The sequence below is a fragment of the Brevibacterium sediminis genome (assembly GCF_024895295.1).
In the GTDB taxonomy this organism is placed as follows: Bacteria; Actinomycetota; Actinomycetes; order Actinomycetales; family Brevibacteriaceae; genus Brevibacterium; species Brevibacterium sediminis.
Genome location: NZ_JAHQRN010000001.1, coordinates 390,306 through 409,367 on the forward strand (window position 1 = coordinate 390,306; position 19,062 = coordinate 409,367).

13 protein-coding genes are annotated in these 19,062 nt (G+C 64.9%); 5 read left to right on the forward strand and 8 right to left on the reverse strand.

The window, feature by feature from the left end; genetic code table 11:
* Positions 1-9 precede the first annotated feature (9 nt).
* A complete protein-coding gene (locus KTJ89_RS01825; protein ID WP_229663902.1) occupies positions 10-558 on the reverse strand; it encodes a DUF1003 domain-containing protein in 549 nt (182 codons plus the stop codon).
* 2 nt (positions 559-560) lie between these two features.
* The gene (locus tag KTJ89_RS01830) at positions 561-1,835 is read right to left on the reverse strand and encodes a magnesium transporter MgtE N-terminal domain-containing protein (protein ID WP_101544936.1); all 1,275 of its coding nucleotides are present in this window, start codon (positions 1,833-1,835) and stop codon (positions 561-563) included.
* 216 nt (positions 1,836-2,051) lie between these two features.
* On the opposite strand from KTJ89_RS01830, the gene KTJ89_RS01835 reads away from it, so the two are divergent.
* The gene (locus tag KTJ89_RS01835) at positions 2,052-3,977 is read left to right on the forward strand and encodes a calcineurin-like phosphoesterase C-terminal domain-containing protein (protein ID WP_259356720.1); all 1,926 of its coding nucleotides are present in this window, start codon (positions 2,052-2,054) and stop codon (positions 3,975-3,977) included.
* Positions 3,978-4,087: 110 nt separating this feature from the next.
* Here KTJ89_RS01835 and KTJ89_RS01840 read toward each other — a convergent pair whose 3' ends face one another.
* Both KTJ89_RS01840 and KTJ89_RS01845 read right to left on the reverse strand, forming a co-directional pair.
* The gene (locus tag KTJ89_RS01840; protein ID WP_172169131.1) at positions 4,088-5,179 is read right to left on the reverse strand and encodes a P1 family peptidase; all 1,092 of its coding nucleotides are present in this window, start codon (positions 5,177-5,179) and stop codon (positions 4,088-4,090) included.
* The gene (locus KTJ89_RS01845) at positions 5,179-6,705 is read right to left on the reverse strand and encodes an aminopeptidase P family protein (RefSeq protein ID WP_259356721.1); all 1,527 of its coding nucleotides are present in this window, start codon (positions 6,703-6,705) and stop codon (positions 5,179-5,181) included. The genes KTJ89_RS01840 and KTJ89_RS01845 overlap by 1 nt, the downstream gene beginning before the upstream one ends.
* A gap of 78 nt (positions 6,706-6,783) precedes the next feature.
* On the opposite strand from KTJ89_RS01845, the gene KTJ89_RS01850 reads away from it, so the two are divergent.
* A complete protein-coding gene (locus tag KTJ89_RS01850) occupies positions 6,784-7,641 on the forward strand; it encodes a PHP domain-containing protein (RefSeq protein ID WP_139466944.1) in 858 nt (285 codons plus the stop codon).
* A gap of 227 nt (positions 7,642-7,868) precedes the next feature.
* On the opposite strand, the gene KTJ89_RS01855 is transcribed toward KTJ89_RS01850, so the two are convergent.
* Positions 7,869-9,401, reverse strand: a complete 1,533-nt coding sequence (locus tag KTJ89_RS01855) for a DEAD/DEAH box helicase (RefSeq protein WP_172169133.1) — start codon at positions 9,399-9,401, stop codon at positions 7,869-7,871.
* 60 nt (positions 9,402-9,461) lie between these two features.
* On the opposite strand from KTJ89_RS01855, the gene KTJ89_RS01860 reads away from it, so the two are divergent.
* On the forward strand, positions 9,462-10,094 hold the full coding sequence (locus KTJ89_RS01860) for a ferritin-like fold-containing protein (protein WP_039210607.1): 633 nt from the start codon (positions 9,462-9,464) through the stop codon (positions 10,092-10,094).
* Positions 10,095-10,242: 148 nt separating this feature from the next.
* Here KTJ89_RS01860 and KTJ89_RS01865 read toward each other — a convergent pair whose 3' ends face one another.
* Both KTJ89_RS01865 and KTJ89_RS01870 read right to left on the reverse strand, forming a co-directional pair.
* Positions 10,243-10,464: a DUF3107 domain-containing protein gene (locus KTJ89_RS01865; RefSeq protein WP_139466946.1), complete on the reverse strand. Its 222-nt coding sequence runs from the start codon at positions 10,462-10,464 to the stop codon at positions 10,243-10,245.
* A gap of 120 nt (positions 10,465-10,584) precedes the next feature.
* Complete coding sequence (locus KTJ89_RS01870; protein ID WP_253903686.1) at positions 10,585-11,178, reverse strand: TetR/AcrR family transcriptional regulator; 594 nt, start codon at positions 11,176-11,178, stop codon at positions 10,585-10,587.
* Positions 11,179-11,293: 115 nt separating this feature from the next.
* Here KTJ89_RS01870 and KTJ89_RS01875 point away from each other — a divergent pair, with 115 nt between their 5' ends.
* Both KTJ89_RS01875 and KTJ89_RS01880 read left to right on the forward strand, forming a co-directional pair.
* A complete protein-coding gene (locus KTJ89_RS01875) occupies positions 11,294-14,614 on the forward strand; it encodes a PD-(D/E)XK nuclease family protein (RefSeq protein WP_259356722.1) in 3,321 nt (1,106 codons plus the stop codon).
* Entirely contained in the window at positions 14,614-17,793 is a 3,180-nt protein-coding gene (locus tag KTJ89_RS01880) for an ATP-dependent helicase (protein ID WP_172169137.1), read from the forward strand. The genes KTJ89_RS01875 and KTJ89_RS01880 overlap by 1 nt, the downstream gene beginning before the upstream one ends.
* Positions 17,794-17,795: 2 nt before the next feature.
* On the opposite strand, the gene KTJ89_RS01885 is transcribed toward KTJ89_RS01880, so the two are convergent.
* On the reverse strand, positions 17,796-19,022 hold the full coding sequence (locus KTJ89_RS01885) for a protein kinase family protein (protein WP_258041941.1): 1,227 nt from the start codon (positions 19,020-19,022) through the stop codon (positions 17,796-17,798).
* Positions 19,023-19,062 lie beyond the last annotated feature (40 nt).

A 19,062-nucleotide genomic window follows, 5' to 3' on the forward strand; every position in this document is an offset into this window, starting at 1 on the left:
GTCGTCTCGTCATCCGCCTCGAGGGCCGCCTCGGCGCTTTTCGGAGGCCCGGGGATCGACCTTGTCGGTCCCGTTTTCGTCCTGTCTCTCCTCCTCGAGCTCCTTGAGCAGATCCTTGAGCTCGGAGCGGATGAAGTCACGAGTGGCGACCTCGCGCATGGCGATGCGCAGCGCCGCCACCTCTCGTGCGAGGTACTCGGTGTCGGCCAGGTTGCGTTCGGCGCGCTGCCGATCGTGTTCGAACTCGACGCGGTCCCGGTCGGTGCTGCGGTTCTCCGCGAGCAGGATCAACGGCGCGGCATAGGAGGCCTGAAGGGACAGGATGAGGGTCAACAGGGTGAAGTTGAGCGATCGCGGGTCGAACTGCCACGATTCCGGCAGCAGGGTATTCCACAGCAGCCACACCGCACAGAACACCGTCATCCCGACGAGGAACGCGGGAGTGCCCATGAACCGAGCGAAGGCCTCGGCTCCGCGTCCGAAGGTCTCGGGGGAGACGGTGAAGCTCGGCAGTCGGCGCTTGCTCGACCGCGGGATCTCGAAATCATCGACGGCCATATCTACCCCCTGCTGCGATCGTCTCGACCGGTGGTTCGCCAGTCCTCGGGCAACAGCTCGTCGAGGACGTCATCGACGGTGACCACACCGACGAGGCGATCGTTGTCGTCGGTGATCGGCACCGACACCAGATTGTACGCGGCCAGCAGCTTCGCCACCTCGCCGAGCGGAGTCTCCGGCGACAGCGGTTCGACCTCGGTGTCGAGCATGATGCCCACGGCCTCGTGCGGCGGATGGCGCAGCATCTCCTGGATGTGGACGAGACCCAGATACTTGCCAGTCGGGGTCTCTACCGGCTGCCTGCAGACGAAGACCGCGGCAGCCAGCGCCGCAGGCAGGTCTTCCCGCCGGACATGGGCCAGCGCCTCGGCGACAGTGGCTTCCGGGGTGAGGATGACCGGTTCGGTCGTCATCAGACCGCCGGCTGTGTCATCGTCGTACGCCAGAAGCGTACGCACATCTTCGGCCTCATCCGGTTCCATCAGAGTCAGGAATCGTTCGGCCTGTTCATCGCTGAGCTCGCCGAGGAGGTCTGCCGCATCGTCTGGAGCCATCTCTTCGAGCACGGTCACGGCTCGTTCGGTTTCGAGTCCGGTGAGGATCTCGATCTGGGTCTCGGCCGGCAGCTCCTCGACGACATCGGCAAGGCGTTCGTCATCGAGGGCTCGGGCCACCTGGAGGCGGCGAGCGGCGTTCATCTCGAAGAGCACATCGGCGAGGTCGGCAGGCTTCGTGTCCTGATAGGCGGCGATGAGCTGAGTGGCTTCCTGATCGACCTCGGAATCCACAGGATGGTCGGCATCCGTCCAGTCGATCTGCTTGGTCTCGCCGCGGCGGCGGAACGCGGCGAAGGCGCTGCGTTCGGGCACACGACGCACGAACAGCCTGGTGACCTCCCAGTCCTTGTTCACCTGCTGTTCGATGCCGACGTCCTCGACGAGCACCGGTGAGTTGTCTTCGCGCAGACGCAACCGTCGGTCGAGCAGGTCATTCATCACCAGGGTCTCGGATTCGCGCTGTTCGAAGCGGCGCATATTCACCAGGCCGGTCGTGATGACCTGGCCGGAGTCGATCGCGGTGACCCGGCCCATCGGCACGAATACTCGGCGACGGCCCGGCACTTCGACGACGAGGCCGATGACTCGCGGGAACTGCCGCATCGTCGCACGATAGACGACGACGGCGTCACGGACACGGCCGACCTGATCGCCGAGAGGGTCGAACACGGGGGCGGAGACGAGTCGGGCGACGAAGACTCTTTTCGGTGGACCACTCATGTTCTCAGACTACGTGGTGCATGGAGTTTTCAGTGATCGCCTCCACGAATTGAATCGAGATCACATTCGCGGGCGGTGAACGCAGTGGGCGTCGGGTTCCACTCGCCCACTTTTCCTATTCATCAAGCCGTCCTGTCTGCTTCATCTCGATGTCGCCCCGTCTCCCTAGGGTCATTTCTCGGCAGAACCCGCCATAGTCGAATACAGGAGAAATCCATGCAGACACGACGAATCCGCCCGCGCACCGCTGCCGCAGGCTTGGGAGCCTGTGCCGCGCTCTCGCTCTTCGCTCCGCTTCTCTCGCCGACCTCGGCGACGGCCGCGGACGCACCGGCTGAACTCTACGAGGGCCACGTCCAGATCGACCGCGGCAAGGCCGCCGACCCGAAGAAGTTCACCGGTCAGGTCTTCGATGACGTGAACGAGAACTCGAAGCTCGACGGCGACGAGAAGGGAGTGGCCGGAGTCGCGGTGTCCAACGGCGTCGACGTCGTCCAGACCGACGGCGAGGGCCGCTACGAGCTGCCCGTGCGGGACAACATGACCGTTTCCATCACTCAGCCGTCCGGCTGGCAGGTTCCCGTCGATGAGGACAAGGTCGCACAGTTCAGCTACAACCACCTGCCCGAAGGGTCCGGTGATCTCGAATACGGCGGCATCGAACCGACAGGGGACACGCCGAAGGCCGTGAACTTCCCGATGGTCGAGTCGAAGGCCTCGGCAAAGGGCGAGCAGAACTGCCCGATCGCCTCCGACACCCAGGCCTATGACAAGACAGAGATGGGCTACGCCCGCGACGGAGCCGTCGGTGACCTTGCTGATCGCAGTGATTATGGGGCCTGCGGAGTGCTGCTGCTCGGGGACAACGTCGGTGACGACCTCAGTCTCAACGATGAACTGCGCGATATCTACTCCCAGATGAACGGACCCGTGCGCGTGGCCCCGGGCAACCATGACCAGGACTACGACGCGGTCGACGACGCTCACGCCCTCGACACCTTCCGTGACCAGTTCGGACCCTCTTACTTCTCCTACGACGTCGGCAAAACCCACTTCGTCGTCCTCGACAGCATCGAATACGAGGGCAAGGCGAACAAGAAGAAGTACAAGGAGAAGATCAGTCAGGATCAACTGACTTGGCTGGAGAACGATCTGAAGAACGTGCCGAAGAACGCACAGGTCGTCGTCGCCACCCACGCGCCCATTCTCACGCACAAAGAGGTCGTCGTCGACAACGCGAAGGACTTCTACGACGTCATCTCCGACTACCCGAACGCCGTGACCGTCGGCGGACACACTCACACTCAGGAGAACCTCGTCGCAGGCGAGACGAGGAAGGAATGGGCTGCAGCCGGGATCGAGAAGCTGCCGAACACGCAGATCGTCGCCGGTGCCGTCTCCGGCGACTGGTACTCCGGCGGCCTCAACGCCGACGGGCTGCCGTACTCATTCACTCAGGACGCTTCGGAACCGGGCGTGCTCACCCTCGAATACGACGGTGCTTCGCGCAGCGAACGCTACACCGTGCGCAACGAATCCGACGACCACCAGCTGCTGCTCGGCGTGAACTCGCCCGAGTGGCGCGACTGGGCGCAGAAAGCCCAGGAATGGCAAGACGCGGACAAGAAGGGCACCGCTCCGAAGGAGATCTCCGAACGCGTCGTCACCCGCGAGGACCTCAAGCAGGGCGAGACCTGGCTGACCTCGAGCTTCCTCGCCGGCACCTCGGACGCACGAGTGGAGGTCAGCTTCGACGGCAAAGCACCGAAGCAGTCCGAGCACACTCAGCCGGGCAAGGGCGAAGCTCTGGCCAAGGGCTGGGAGTACACCGATCCGTACACGGCATCTCAGAATCTGCGCACCTCCGGCAATGTGGGCCAGTCGAGCTCGCACCTGTGGCGGACCGAGATCCCCTCGAACCTCGACCTGGGCACCCACACCGCCGAGGTGACCGGAACCGACCGCTACGGTCGTGACTTCACCGAGTCGGTCCGGTTCACCGTGGTCGAGGATGAGGCCGCGGCGAAGACCGAATCGCAGAAGCTGCTGCGTCAGGATGGCTTCGATACTCAGCAGAAGAAGGAAGTCCGAGACCCGAAGGGTCTCGACTCCGAAGAGGCTCAGTCGGCTCGCAACGACTGACAGCTGAAGAAGGAGCTGCAGCTTCGTGCGGCCGTCGGATGATGGCGCTTGGAAGCTGCGGAGAACTGAGAGGAGCGGGGCCCGCAGAACGGCGGGCCCCGTCTCCGTGATCAGAGAGCGTTGAACTCCGAGGCGAAATCCGGTGCGATCTCGCTCAGCGTCGGCGGCTGCCCCCACGAGCTGTCGACGGGTGTCGCCGAAGCGTGGGCGTCGAGGATCGCCAAGCTCAGCGCATCGGCTGCCGCCGCGGAGATCATCACGAGCTCTCGGGTGGCGGCGTCACGATCGGAGGGCAGATCCTGCGCTCCGGTGGCGATGCCGAAGACCGTGTCGCCGTCGAAGAGGGTGTGCGAGGGCCGCACAGCTCGGGAGATGCCCGCGTGCGCACCCGATGCCATCCGCGTGGTCTGTGCCGAGTCGAGGCGTGCATCGGTTGCGACGATCGCAATCGTCGTGTTCTTCGCAGCAGTCCCCGGGACCGGCGCTGCCGAGTCGGGGAGACTCAGCACCTTCGGCAGATCGAGGCCGATCGAGCGCAGCAGCGGGTCCAACCACAGACCGCCCGACGGCGTGCCGATCGTTCCCAGCGAATTCGCCACGACGAGCGCCGCGACCATGGTTCCGCTGGGGAGCCGGACGGCATAGGATCCGAGCCCTCCGCGCACACTCTGGAATCCGGACCGGGCTCCGATGCCTGCCCCGATGCTGCCTCGGACGTCGTCCGTCCGTCCGGACAGCGCCGCTCGTGTCGCCTCGGCGCCTTCGTCCGGTCTCGGCGGTGCCACGGAACCGTTTCCGCGGCCGAGGTCGAAGATCGCGGCGGCAGGAACGAGCGGAATGACCGCATCGGCAAGTCCGGGAGCAGGGAATCCGAGTCCCGCCTCGGCGAGGGTATCGACGACTCCGGAGACGGCACCCAGCCCGAATGCGGATCCGCCGGTGAGGACGATGGCATCGGCACCATAGGAATGTGTTCCCGTTGCGATGACATCGGTCTCACGGGTGGCGGGACCGCCCCCGCGGACATCGACGCCGATGGTCGAACCGATCGGTGGCAGCACGGTGGTGATCCCGGTCAGCCGGCTGTCGGTGAACTCACCGGCATGGCCGAGGCGGATACCGGGGATCTCGAGGACTCCGCGCCCGCGGAACGGGCCGGGTCGTGCCTCGGAGCCCGAACCGCGTGCGGTATCCGAGGTCATCAGCGGTCCTGGGCTCGGCTCTGCACCCAGGCCTCGATCTCGGCGCGGGTGCGGGGGAAGTCGGCCGAGAGATTCTCCACTCCGTCGGCGGTGACGAGGACGTCGTCCTCGATGCGGACACCGTTACCGCGGAACTCCTCGGGCAGGAGCAGGTCGTCTGACTTGAAGTACAGTCCGGGTTCGATGGTGAAGACCATTCCCGGTTCGATGGTCGCGTCCAAGTACATCTCCGCTCTCGCCTGCGCACAATCATGGACGTCGAGGCCGAGGTGATGACTGGTGCCGTGGACCATCCATCGACGGTGCTGCTGTCCTTCCGGTGACAGCGAAACGGCAGCGGAGACCGGCAGCACACCGAACTCTTCGAGACGCTTCGCGATGACCTCCATGGCCGCCTCGTGGACCTCACGGAACTTCACAGGACGGTTGGGGTGATCTGCGGCCACAGCGAACGCGGCATCGGAGGCATCGAGCACGGCATCGTAGATCTTCGCCTGCACCGGAGTGAAGGTGCCCGAAACGGGCAGGGTGCGGGTGATGTCCGCGGTGTAGAGCGAATCGGCTTCGGCTCCGGCATCGACGAGGATGAGGTCACCGTCCCGGACCTGACCGTCATTGCGGATCCAGTGCAGGGTGCAGGCATTGTTGCCCGAGGCGGCGATCGTGTCGTAGCCGACCCCGTTGCCGTCGGAGCGAGCGGCGGTCTCGAACGCGGTCTCCACGACACGCTCACCACGACGGTGTCCGAGTGCCTTCGGCAGCGCTGCCACCACGTTGTCGAAACCGGCGCGGGTGATGGCGACGGCTTCGCGCAGCTGCGCGATCTCGTGGTCGTCCTTGATCAGGCGCAGCTCGGAGAGCAGCTGGGCCAGTTCGGCGTCGCCTGCCTCGGATGTCTCGAGATCGGCCTGGACCTGGCTGCGAGCCAGGTCGATGACTCCGTCGATGCGGGCGTCGGCCTGTCGGACGAGGCGCACGGAGATGGCCCCGAGATCCTTCGTGATGGCGTCATCGACAGTGGCGGAGCTCTCAGTTGCGATGCCGGTCATGGTGGACATCGCTTCGAGATCGGCACGCGGTCCGACCCAGTACTCTCCGTAGCGGGAATCGGAGAAGAACTCCTCCGTATCGGCACCGGCGCGGGGACGGAAGTACAGCGTCACATCGTGGCCGTCGCCCTCGGGTTCGAAGACGAGCACGGCGTCGGGTTCGGAGTCGGTTTCCAGACCCGTGAGGTGGATGAACGCGGAATGAGCGCGGAAGCGATAATCGGTGTCGTTCGAGCGGACCTTGAGTCCGCCGGCGGGAACGACCAGCCGTTCGCCGGGGAATGCCGCCGAGACCGCGTCCCGACGGGCAGGGGTGAAACCGGCGGCGGCGAGAGCCTCGGCGTTGAGGGGAGTGCGATCCCAACCGGAGGCGACGAAGTCGCGGAAGGCGGCGGAATTCGGGCGATGCGAGCGGTTGTTGACGCGGTCTGCGAGGTCCTGAGTCGAGTCTGGGGTATCTGAGTTGTGCTCTGTCATGCCGCCAGTCTAGACGGGCGGAGTGACATGGTGTGTACACGTGGAAGTCGGAACGACAGATGCAGATAGACTGTGACCATGGTCATCGATCTCCACGTGCACACCGCATTTTCGGACGGGACCCAGACCCCGTCCGAACTCATCTCAGAAGCCTCGATGGAGGGCATCGACGTCGTCGGACTCACCGATCACGACACCACTGCAGGTTGGACCCTTGCCGAAGATGCCGCCCGCGTCTACGGGCTCGGCCTGGTGAGGGGAATGGAGATCTCCTGCCGCTACGAGGGGATCAGCGTGCACCTGCTCTCCTACCTCCACGACCCGTACGATACGGGGCTGGCCGAGGTCGTGCAGGAGACCAGGCGGGCGAGACTCGATCGCACCCACCTCATCATCGAACGATTGGCCGAAGACTATCCGATCGACATGGATGCGGTGCTCTCCGTCTCGGGAGAGGACGCCACGATCGGACGTCCGCATATCGCCGATGCGCTGGTCGCGGCCGGCGTCGTCGAGTCCCGCACCGAAGCGTTCTCGTCGATTCTGTCCAGCCAGGGAAAATATCATGTGTCCCTGCCGACGATCGATCCGATCACCGCGATCGGGCTGATTCGGGAGGCCGGGGGAGTCTCGGTCTTCGCCCATCCGCGCGCGGCCATGCGCGGTCGGGTCGTGCCCGATTCGGCGATGACCGAATTCATCGCCGCCGGTCTCGACGGACTCGAGGTCGACCACAGGGACAACCCTCCGCAGGAGCGAGAGGCGATGCGACGTCTGGCGCATGAGCACGACCTCATCGTCACCGGCTCCAGCGACTATCACGGCACGGGCAAACCCAACCGCCTCGGCGAGCACGTCACCTCCGACCATATGCTCGCGAAGCTGCTCGAACGTGCGGCATCACGGCCGGGGGGCGTCGACTACATCCAGGGCTGAGCCCGGCTCCGATCTGCGCCAACCTTCATCCGGCGGTTGAGATCGGCCGAGGATTCGGCGGACGCAGCGCATGCGCGTGATGGATGATGAAGCGTGCGAACATCATCGGTCACAGAATCGAACGGGATCAGGGCTCGAATCGAATACAGGATGCACGAAGGGCCCCGCCGAGTGGTCGGGGCCCTTCGCGCAGACGGTACGGAGAATAGGTCTCGCCCGCGGAGAAGTCAGTCCTCGCTGGAGTCGGTGGCCGGGTGACCGCCCTGACCCGCCTGGCCGCCCTGCGCGCGGTTGACCGGCTTGCCGCCGCGGGTGCGGCGACGTGAGCGCTGGCGGCGCGGTTTGCGGCTCTCCTCGCCGGATGCGGACGAGGCGTCACGACGGTCGGATGAGCCGCCTCGGCGAGAATCCGAACGGCCACGGCCGGAACCGCGACGATCAGACTCACGGGCCTGGCGCTCACCGGAGGACTTCTCGTCCTCGCCTTCGGGGTGCTGGCGCGGCAGTCGGCCCTTGGTGCCCTTCGGGATGCCGAGCTCGGAGAAGAAGTGGGGCGAGGTCGAATAGGTTTCGGCGGGTTCATCGAAGTCGAGGCCGAGGGCCTTGTTGATGAGACGCCAGCGGGGCATGTCGTCCCAGTCGACCAGGGTCATGGCGACACCGGAGTTGCCGGCTCGACCGGTGCGTCCGATGCGATGGACGTAGGTCTTCTCGTCCTCGGGGCACTGGTAGTTCACGACGTGGGTGACATCGTCGATGTCGATTCCGCGGGCCGCGACATCCGTGGCCACGAGCACGTCGACCTTTCCGTCGCGGAAGGACTTCAGAGCCTTCTCACGCTGTGACTGACCGAGATCGCCGTGGAGCGCCTTGACTGCGAAACCGCGATCCTCGAGTTCGGCTGCGAGCTTGTCGGCGGTGCGCTTGGTGCGGGTGAAGATGATCGTGCGACCACGGCCCTCGGCCTGGAGCATGCGGGCGACGAGCTCGGATTTGTCCATCGAATGGGCGCGGTAGACGAACTGCGTGGTGTTCTTGCCCGTCAGCGACAGATCCTCATGGTCCTGGGCGCGGATGTGGGTGGGCTGGTTCATGTAGCGGCGGGCGAGGGTGATGACCGCCCCCGGCATCGTCGCGGAGAACAGCATCGTCTGCCGGTGGGCGGGCACCGCGTTGATGATCTTCTCGACGTCGGGCAGGAAGCCGAGGTCGAGCATCTCATCGGCTTCGTCGAGGACGACGGTGCGGACGCGGTGGAGCTTGAGGATCTTGCGACCGTAGAGATCGAGGAGGCGGCCGGGGGTGCCGACGACGACGTCGACGCCGGATTTGAGCCGGTTGATCTGCGGATCGAAGTCCATGCCGCCGTAGATGGTCATGATGTCGATGTCACGCTGCACCGAGGCGGTGACGAGATCGGCCGCGACCTGCTTGGCCAGCTCACGGGTGGGAACGACCACGAGGGCCTGCGGCAGCCGCGGCTCCTTGGCATCGCCCACGCTGTCGGGAGTCGAATCGGGGTCGGAGGTGACCGACGAGTCCTCGGTTTTGCCGACGACACGCTGGAGCAGGGGGATTCCGAATCCCAGGGTCTTTCCGGTGCCCGTCTTCGCCTGCCCGATGATGTCGGCTCCCGACAGTGCCACGGGCAGTGTCAGCGCCTGAATGGGGAAGGGGTGGGTGATTCCTGCCGAGGCCAGTGAGGCCACGATCGGTCCGGCGACTCCCAGCTCCGCGAAATCCGCTTCTGTCTCCGCCATATTCCAAACTCCTTTTAGCGCGTACGCGCTTGTCATGGTGCGAACCGGTAGTCTTGAACTATGCCCGATTCTGTCCCATTGGCCGGTAATGATGCTGCAACGCTCGCACTTCTGGCGTTCGGCGAGCTGACCGGTTTCGAACGTATGGCCACAAACGCGACGACCGCAGCGGATCTGGATGACAAGGTCATCCTGGCGCGGCTGGCCTCTCAGTCATTCGCGAACTTCGAACAGCTCTCACAGCACATCGATCAGATGGGCCAGGATGTGATCGAGCTCTGTCAGCATTTCGAACCGACCTTCAGCACTCTGGCTGAAAGGACTCGTCCTCGCGACTGGTACGAAAGCCTCATGAAGGGATTCGTCTTCGACGGAATCATGAATGATTTCTACCGCACGGCGGTGGACGAACTCGCGGAGCCCGGATACAGCCTGGCTATTGCAATTCTCGATGATACACGTGCCAGCGAATATGCGCGCAATCGTCTGACCTCCGAAGTGGCTGTCGATACACAGCTGGCCTCGCGGCTGGCCCTGTGGGGCCGCAAGCTCGTCGCCGAGACCCTGGGACGGGCACGCAGTCTGCTCACCGATCCGTTCCTCGGCCTCGACGAAGATCTCGTCGTCGAGCTGATCCCGGCGGTGACGTCGAATCACTCGAAGCGGATGTCGGCGCTCGGTCTCGTCGCCTGATCACACAATAGGCGCCTGCACCGGCAGCGGAGCACGATTCCGCGTCTGCAGCACGAACCTGCGGATCCTGCGAGGGACGCATGGTTCCGCCGCGAACGCGAAAAGGGCCCCAGTCGTTGCGACCGGGGCCCTTCCGCTCAGGCGCAGCTCAGGCGCTGAAGCCTACGCGACGTGAAGTCTCGGCACCGATTTCGAGGTAGCCGAGCGAAGCGGAGGGGACGTAGACCTGACGGCCCTTCGTATCGGTGAAGGTCAGCAGTCCATCGGACTGGATCTTCTCTTCGACGCGGGCGGCGAGAGCCTTCGCATCCTCGTCCGTTTCGAGGGTGATCTCGCGCTGAGTCTGCTTGACGCCGATCTTGATTTCCATGGTGCTCCTTGTGCCGATGCTCGGTGATCGATGACGGATTGGACTGTGTTCAGCTTAACGTCCGCAGACTTGGGTTTCTTCCCCATGGATTCTGCTGAAGGCTGAGCGGCCGGTGGAACGTCAGCGATCTGCGAACGACCGCAGTCCGCCCCAGCTCATCTGGGTGAGCAGTTCGACGGCGGTGTCGACGTCGACACCGCGCTGAGAGTCGATCTGCTTGACGACGACCTCGGCGGTGCCGATGAGAGCCCGGCACAGCAGCTGTGCCTCATCGTCGCTGAGGCGGGCGAAGTTCTTCAGCGCCGACACGACCCGTGTAGCCGAACTCTCCCGCAGCGCGCGCAGCTTCTGTTCGGCTTTCGGCTCGTAGACGTCCGAATTGAAGATGATGACGAACTCTTCGCGGTGTGAGACCACGAAGTCGAAATACGCGCGATAGGTCGCGTGGACCTGCTCATGCGGATCTGTCGTCGATCCCAGAGCTTCGGCGAGCCGAGAGTCGAGCAGCGCCGCCGAGGAATCGATGAGCGCCAGATAGAGGTCCTGCTTCGAATCGAAGTGCTGATAGAGCACAGGCTTGGACACACCGGCTGCCTCGGCGATCATGTCCATTGAGGTCGTCCGATATCCACGGGTGGCGAAAACGGAGCGTGCGACTCCCACTAATTGGTCGCGGCGCTGGTCACGGGGCAATCTCTGTTGTGGACTCGACATTCTTCAATGCTACGCGAAGACAGGCTGTGCACCGGGCATCCGCGCTGTCACTTTGACGACGCGCCGGTCAGGGGCTCGGAAGTCTCATGTCAGCGGGCCGTGATGGAATACGAGTATGGATGAGATGACGCAGCGGATGGGCAGCACCCTGCTCTCGGGCGGCTGCCTGAATATCATCGGGCGGCCGGGAACCGGGAAGACGACTCTGCTCGAGTCGCTCTATGCACAGCTGGTGTCGACGATCGACCCCGCCTCGGTCCTCGTTCTCACACCCGACCGTGATCACGCCGATGTGCTGCGCAATCGTCTCGAGCTGCCCGCTGACGCGGTTCTCTCCTCCGCCCCGGCCCGCAGTCTGGCGTCGTTCGCGTACGGGATCGCCCGTGCCGCACATACGACGCGGACCGGGGAGGATCTCGAATTCATCTCCGGTGCCGATCAGGATGTGTTCCTCGCCGATCTCCTCGCCGGACATGAACTCGGTCGTTCCCGCGGCCCGGCGTGGCCGTCGGAGATCACCGCCGAGGTGCGCTCGACCTCGGCCTTCCGAACCGAGGTCCGCGACGCGCTCAACCGAGTGATGGAGTTCGATTTCGGAATGCGCACGCCCGACACGTCGCAGGAGATCGCAGAACACGTGTTCGACTTCGGTCGCAGCGCCCTGGATCGTGCCCTTGCCGACAACCCCGACCCTCGGTGGCAGGCCGTGGCTGAGATCCTCGACGAATATCTGGGCATCATGTCCATGCCCGGCTACGGGGGCGTCGACTCCGCGACCGTTCTCGCCCTTGCCGCTTTCGAGATCCTCCGCGAACCTGCCAAGGTGACGGCCGGACGTTCGTGGACGTTCGCCCCTGACCGATTGCCCACAGTGGTTCTGGCCGACGGGGTCCAGGACTTCCCTGCCGCCAGTTGGGGAATCCTCGAACAGCTGCGGGCCAGGGGGAGTGCCATCGCTCTGTTCGGCTCGCCCGAGACGGTGACCGGACGTTTCCACGGAGCCGACGCGTCGATCATCGATCGGGCGACGGCCGAGGCCGGCTTCGAAACGGTCGTGCTCGATCGTCAGTGGGATGTCGACCCTGCATTGGCGACGACCATCGACGGCTTCGGAGCCAGGATCACCACGCGCTGGTCGACCGGTCATATGCCGCGCCCACGTCCCCTCGAGGATGCTGTTGATTCTGCGGCTTCCGCTGAGGCGTCGGCGACCGTGCCGCAATCAGCTCCGACAGCGGCACCGGTTGAAGAGCTGTCTCCCGTGTCGTCCGAGCCTGCCGTGGAGACGCACGTATTCGAGGGCAGTGCGTCCGGACACCGATATCTGGCCCGTCGGATCACGAACTTCGTCGAACAGGGGCACAGCTGGTCCGATGTCGCACTCATCTGCCGCAATTCGTCGAGTGCTCGCGCGATCGCCAATGAGCTGAGAGCGTCAGGGGTCTCGATCGCCACTCTCATGCAGCCGCTCAATGTCGACCCCGCGACCGCACCGTTGTTGGACCTGCTTTCGGCCGCTCCTGATTTCGACGATGACGAGTCGATCGCCGACCTCGCTCTGTCCCTGGCCGGCAGCATCTACGTCCGCCTCGACCCCGTGCAGATCCGCCGTTTCCGACGAGCAGTGCGCAGACAGTTCCCGGCGTCCAGCAGCACGGCGTCGCTGGCTCAGGCACTGCGCAGCCCGATCGACGATTCGTCCCCACAGGGACTGGCCACGATCTCACGGATGCTCCACGCCGCTGCTGAGGTCGGCACCACCGACCCCCACCAAGCGCTCTGGAGCATCTGGGACGCGGCCGGAGTCGCTGAGAAATGGCAGATCGAAGCCCTGCGCGACCCGGAATCGGTGACCAACGGCTATCTCGATTCGGTGCTCCGGCTGTTCGCGCTGGCCGAGAAGATCGCCGACCGCGGCGGTTTCACCGCTCGCTCGTTCGCCGGCATCGTCGCCGAACAGGACATCGCCCAGGATTCCCTGGCCGATACCGCAGGATTCGCCGACCACGTGCTGGTGGGCACCCCGTCCTCACTGGCCCATGTGCGTGTGCCTCTGGTGATCATCGCCGAAGTCAACGAAGGCGTCTGGCCGAACCCGAAGCTGCGCGGCGGAATCCTCGGCCTCACCGATCTCACGGCGGTGCTCGCCACGGGTGAGACGGTCACCGGTGACCCCGGCTACCACGCGCATGCGAAACGGACGAATCTGCGTGAAGAGGGCGAGCTGTTCTTCACCGCGCTCAGCCGTGCGCAGGAACGCGTGATCGTCACCGCCGTCACCGATGCGGAGACCGAGCCGTCCCCGTTCTTCGATGTGCTCGCCGCTGGCTCCGCCAAGGGCACCGAGGCGGCCGACGGCTATGCGATCACCCACGAGGATGAGCTGCCTCCGCTGACGGTGCCGGAGATGGCGGCACATGCCCGCGCTCATCTGCTGCAAACGGCTGCCGCGGCCGATGTCGAAGCTGCGGGGCCATCGTCGACGCTTGTGGACGCCACCACGACCGAAAGCGCCGAAAGCTCTGCGATTCCGGACGCGGACACGCGGTCATGGGCGGCGCTGATGCGGGCGCTCTCAGCTGGTGGCGGGGCGGTGGGGTCACCGACGCGGTGGCGCGAGGCTGAGGACATCACCACGAATGAGCCGCTCTTCACCGACTCCGATACGGTTCGCGTCTCACCCTCCCAGGTCGAAGCATTCACCGACTGCTCTCTGCGGTGGTTCCTCACCCGCAACGGTGGTGACCGCCCGATGTCGACAGCCCAAAGTCTCGGAACCATCATCCACGCCGCCGCCGAGAACTATCCGGAGGGCCCCACCTCCGCGATCCGCAGCTTCGTGGAAACTGAGTTCGCGTCCTTGGAATTCGACGCAGAATGGGAACGGGAACGGGAATTCGATGTGGCGATGACCATGGCCGACCGGCTCGGCGACTACATCAAGAAGACTCCGGGCCGCCTCGTCGGAGTCGAAGCACAGGTCTATGCGGTCGGTGTCGACTCGAACGGACGTGAGTGGAAGGTCACCGGACGCCTCGACCGAGTCGAGGAGGTCGAGGGCGGACTGCGCATCGTCGACTTCAAGACCGGCAGGAACGTCGTCGCCGGCAAGGAGATGGACCGGCATGCACAGCTGGGTGTGTATCAGGAAGCCATCAATTCCGGGACCATCAGGATCGGTGAGGACCAGGAGCTCGATGCACACGCTTTCGGCGCTGAACTCGTCTTCCTGCGCAAGTCGGCTCGCACTGTTCGGGAGCAGTCGGCGCTCGACGTCGATGAGAACCCCGACTGGGCTCGTGAACTCATCGACGACGTGTCCGGCAGGATGCGTGCCGCGAGCTTCCCTGCACGGGTCGACCCGCAGAAGTGCAAGTCGTGCCCCGTCCGATCATCGTGCCCGGCGATCGGCCCGAAGATGTTGGAGGAGAACTGATGCGCTTCACCGCCGAGCGGCTTGCCGAGCTCACGGCTGCCGACCCTGCCCAGGCCTTCCCTCCGAGCCCGGAGCAGAAGGTGATCATCGAGGCCGACCCGGCACAGTCGATGAAAGTCACCGCCGGGGCCGGATCGGGAAAGACCACAGTCATCTCCCAGCGTGTGGTGTGGCTGGTCGCCAACGAATTCGTCTCTCCCGAAGAGATCCTTGGCCTGACCTTCACCCGCAAAGCAGTCGGAGAACTCGGCGGACGCATCCGAGTGCTTCTGTCGCGTCTGCGGCACAACCTCGGCCGGGGTCAGGACCTTTCACTGCCCGGTCTCGACAATCCGACCGTGTCCACATACAACTCCTATGCCGCGTCCATCGTCAGCGAACACGGGGTGAGCATCGGCATCGAACCCGAAACTGTCCTCCTCGATGACGCCGCGGCACACACCATCGCCGGGACTCTCATCGATTCGACGCCACCCGACGAGATCCCCGGCGATTTCTCCCGCGAGACGATGATCGCCGATGTCATCGCCCTGGCAGGGCAGATGAATGATCACGGTCGTGATGTCGACGACGTCACGGACTATCTCGAGCAGTGCCTGGCTGCCCTGGTGTCCAGCAAGGGCAAGCCCGTCGATCCCAATGGACGACGGGCAAAGCTCGAAGCGAAGATCCGAACGGCCCGCCTGGCTGATGCCTATATGCGCGCGAAACGGCGCAATCTGGCAATGGACTTCTCCGACCAGGTGCGATTCGCCCAACGCATCCTCGACGAGGTGCCCGCCGCGGCCGAGGCCGAGAGAGCCAGGTGGAAGATCGTCCTCCTCGACGAGTTCCAAGACACCTCGGTGGCTCAGCTGAAGCTCTTGCGCGACCTCTTCCACTCCACCGCAGTGACCGCAGTCGGTGATCCCCGCCAGGCCATCTACGGTTGGCGCGGCGCCAGCGCCGACAACATGGTGCGTTTCTCATCGGACTTCCGGGACGTCGAATCACTGTCGCTGAGCACAAGCTGGCGCAACGACCGCTCGATCCTGCAGGTGGCCAACCGCATCGCCGCCGGACTCGCTGACAGCAGCGAGTCCCCGCTGTCGGCCCGCGATGATGCCGGTGAGGGCGAAGTCTGTGTCGAAATCAGCTCGGGTGCCCACGATCCCGATTTCCTCACCACGGGCCTGCGCGCACTCACGGATTGGTTCCACACGATCCCCGCGGGTTCGTCGAAGGCCGTGCTGTGCCGCAAACGTGCCCACTTCGCGCCGGTCGCGGCGGCGCTGGAAGCCGCCGGATTCGCTGTACACGTGCACGGTTCCTCCGGGCTGCTGACCGATCCCTTCGTCGCAGATCTGCGCGCGGTGCTCACCGCTGCGGTCGATCCTATGGCCGGCGACGAGATCATGAGGCTCGTCAGCGGACGTATGCTCGGCCTCGGCGCAGGCGACATCGCGGGGCTGCAGGCCTTCACTCGCCGTCAGACCGAGCGGCGAGCGTCCGAGCGAACCGAACCGGCCGCCGAGGAGGTGATCGCCGAAGCCATCGACCAGGCGACGATCGTCGAAGGCATCGATGAGCTCATCGAAGTGCGGCGCGTCCTCGACCAAGGAGCGCGGACAGCTGCTGACAGGGGACTCATCGCCGACTATCAGCAGTCCGGTCTGAGCTCGGAGGCGCTGCATCGTCTGGTCCGGTTGGCTCGCGCGCTGCGGGCCACCCGGTCGGGAACCGGCACCGTGGCTTCGATCATCCGCACCGCGATGTCCGAGACCGGAATCGATTCGGATATCTGGGGCCTCGGCGATTCGCTGCGCAATCTGCACAGAGCCTCCGTCGACGCTTTCCTCTCCGCGGCCAGCCAGTACTCGGCCACCGATGACAAACCCTCGATTACAGGCTTCCTTTCCTGGCTCAGTCTCATGGAAGCTCATGATGCGCTGAGCGTCGCCGAGCCGACGACGGCAGCCGATGCGATCAACATCATGACCGTCCATGCCTCGAAGGGTCTGGAGTTCGACGCCGTCGCCGTTCCGTCTCTGGTGGTCAAGGACTTTCCCACCGAGCCGCGGGACAAGGAAGGGTGGATGGATCGCACGGCTCTGCCGTACCCGTTGCGCGGTGACCGCGCACACCTCGTCGACTTCGACCTGCGGGAGGCTGAATTCGAGACGAAGAAGGCCCTGGATGAGTGGATCGGAGACTTCATCCGTCCACGGATCGCCGATGCGCACGAGGGGGAGGAGCGACGCCTCGCCTACGTGGCGTTCACTCGTGCGAAGAGGCATCTGTGGCTCGGTGCCGAGCTGATGGGTGCCCGCGCGGTCCCCGACGATCCCTCGCCCTTCCTCACCGAAGCGATCGAGGCCTTGGGCCTCGAAGTGGAGATTCCGGAACCTGCCGACGACACGGCGGAGGACCGCATCGAGACCACTCCATGGCCGGTGCCGCGCACGAAGCAGGTCGCCGCCGCACAGCGAGCCGCCGGTTGGGTCGAAGCGAGCCCGGACGTCAGCTTGGAGTCCTTGGCCGAGAATCCGGGAACGATCGGGCGGTTCGCCGCTCAGGCCCTGCGCATCGGTGACCGGCCCGAAGCGGTGTCCGCTGCGGCCATGCCCGACCGTCTCTCGGCAACGGCCCTGGTCGCGTGGAGGAGGGACCCGCAGGGTTTCCGTACGCAGACCCTGCGTCCGATCCCGGCTCCGCCCAGCCGGGCGGCCGAGATCGGAACGACCTTCCATTCCTGGGTGGAACAGCACTTCGGCCAGTCGAGCATCGAAATCGGCGAAGACGAATCGGTGAGACCGATCGACGCCGCGACGGTCCAACGGCTGCAGGAGACGTTCTCAGCCTCCGAGTTCGCGACGCGTCGGGCCGACCATGTGGAGATGTCCTTCGAACTCGTCCTCGGCAGATTCCGGGTGCCGGGGAAGATCGATGCGGTCTTCATCACCAGGGATCATGCCGAAGTTGTGGATTGGAAGACCTCGAAGAAACCCGATGCGGCAGTGCTCGAAGTGATGAAATGGCAGCTGGCGCTCTACCGGTTCGCGATTCTCAGGGTGCATCCGGAGATCGCCGAGGTGACGGGGACGTTCTACTTCGTCGGCAGTGACGACATCGTGCAGTTCACAGATCTGCCTGATGAGGCCGAAGTCGTCGAATGGCTGGAAGACAACGACATGGGCTGAGATCAGCGGATCCGGCCGGTCTCTTCCCCGTCATCAGTTTCGTCGGCGTCCCGAGTCGGCTCGGTCCGCACCTGCGATCCCGGCTCGGAGTCGAACTCCGAATCGTCTTCCGAGGGCGCCGACGGAGGCTGAGCTCCGGGAATGAACACATCGGGGGCTGCGGTCTCCGTGATCGCGGCTTCCACGTCGGGAGCATCGGCCGCTGCCGGGGCAGAGGAATTCGGGGCCGCTCCGCGAGTGTCTCCACCGTCTGCAGGTTCGGTCGCGGACTCAGAAGTCGGTTCCTCAGCGGAGGCGGCTGCATCGGCGGAGGAACCGAACAGGACCTCATTGAACGAGCTGAGGAGCCCGGCGGCATCCTCGACGGCGGTCTCATCCCCGGAGTCGACCGCCTCGAGCAGCCAGTCGAGCACTGCGAATTCGGCCAACAGCTCGGCGCGGGCAATGACATGCTCGTCGGCGCGGGGCCGGGAATTGCGGTACTCCTCGTAGAAGGTCGGCAGGGCGGCAGGATCGATCAGCGCGGAGGCCGCCGCCAGATCGATGGCCGGATCGGCGACGCGCAGACGACCGATCTCGGCGAGTGCGAGCACTCGCTCCTGATCGGTATAGACGCTCGTCTCATCGAGAGAACCGTGGATGGGCGTGGCAAGGAAATGCCAGAGCGCCACCTTCTCGAATTCCTCCTCCCAATGCTGCAGCAGAGACGACGGGACTCGTCCGGTGCTCGCCGCCTGGTCGAGGCGCTCAAGGATGAGGAACTGTGATCGAGAGGGATCCTCCACCGGGAAACCGGCATCGGCGACGGGCTCGGGCGCAGCCGAATGCAGAGTCGCCAGAGCCTGGGCCAGCGAACTGGCCCGCGCAGTGTCGGAGATGGGCACATCGCCCAGCGGCGCACCCGGCAGCGGATCGGCCAGTGTCACAGTCGTCGGGGACGACGTGTCGAAGTAGTCGGCGTCCACCTCGGTGATGGCCCGCAGGCGCGGCCATACGAAGTCAGCGTGTGGATACATGGACTCGTAGATTCGTCCCGCCTCGGCTGCTGAGCCGATGTCCGCGGTCCGATCGAGCTGGGTCTGAGCCGTTGCGACGAGCTGCTGATCGTCATCGCCGAGCAGGACTCTGACTCCGGCATCCAGCGGCGGCAGGGGTGTCCATGTCGTCGGGACGAAGCCGTCGAGCATCGTCGCCGCGATCGCAGTCAACTTGAGCGCCTTGGTATCCACCTTCCCCAATCTACCGTCTGGGTTCGACTGAGACACGGGA

Excerpts from the sequence above, each read along its gene's own strand:
- KTJ89_RS01825 (WP_229663902.1), bottom strand. The coding sequence starts at position 558 with ATGGCCGTCGATGATTTCGAGATCCCGCGGTCGAGCAAGCGCCGACTG.
- KTJ89_RS01835 (WP_259356720.1), top strand. The coding sequence starts at position 2,052 with ATGCAGACACGACGAATCCGCCCGCGCACCGCTGCCGCAGGCTTGGGA.
- KTJ89_RS01870 (WP_253903686.1), bottom strand. The coding sequence starts at position 11,178 with ATGTCGAGTCCACAACAGAGATTGCCCCGTGACCAGCGCCGCGACCAA.
- KTJ89_RS01840 (WP_172169131.1), bottom strand. The coding sequence starts at position 5,179 with ATGACCTCGGATACCGCACGCGGTTCGGGCTCCGAGGCACGACCCGGC.
- KTJ89_RS01880 (WP_172169137.1), top strand. The coding sequence starts at position 14,614 with ATGCGCTTCACCGCCGAGCGGCTTGCCGAGCTCACGGCTGCCGACCCT.
- KTJ89_RS01860 (WP_039210607.1), top strand. The coding sequence starts at position 9,462 with ATGCCCGATTCTGTCCCATTGGCCGGTAATGATGCTGCAACGCTCGCA.
- KTJ89_RS01865 (WP_139466946.1), bottom strand. The coding sequence starts at position 10,464 with ATGGAAATCAAGATCGGCGTCAAGCAGACTCAGCGCGAGATCACCCTC.
- KTJ89_RS01830 (WP_101544936.1), bottom strand. The coding sequence starts at position 1,835 with ATGAGTGGTCCACCGAAAAGAGTCTTCGTCGCCCGACTCGTCTCCGCC.
- KTJ89_RS01855 (WP_172169133.1), bottom strand. The coding sequence starts at position 9,401 with ATGGCGGAGACAGAAGCGGATTTCGCGGAGCTGGGAGTCGCCGGACCG.
- KTJ89_RS01850 (WP_139466944.1), top strand. The coding sequence starts at position 6,784 with ATGGTCATCGATCTCCACGTGCACACCGCATTTTCGGACGGGACCCAG.
- KTJ89_RS01845 (WP_259356721.1), bottom strand. The coding sequence starts at position 6,705 with ATGACAGAGCACAACTCAGATACCCCAGACTCGACTCAGGACCTCGCA.
- KTJ89_RS01875 (WP_259356722.1), top strand. The coding sequence starts at position 11,294 with ATGGATGAGATGACGCAGCGGATGGGCAGCACCCTGCTCTCGGGCGGC.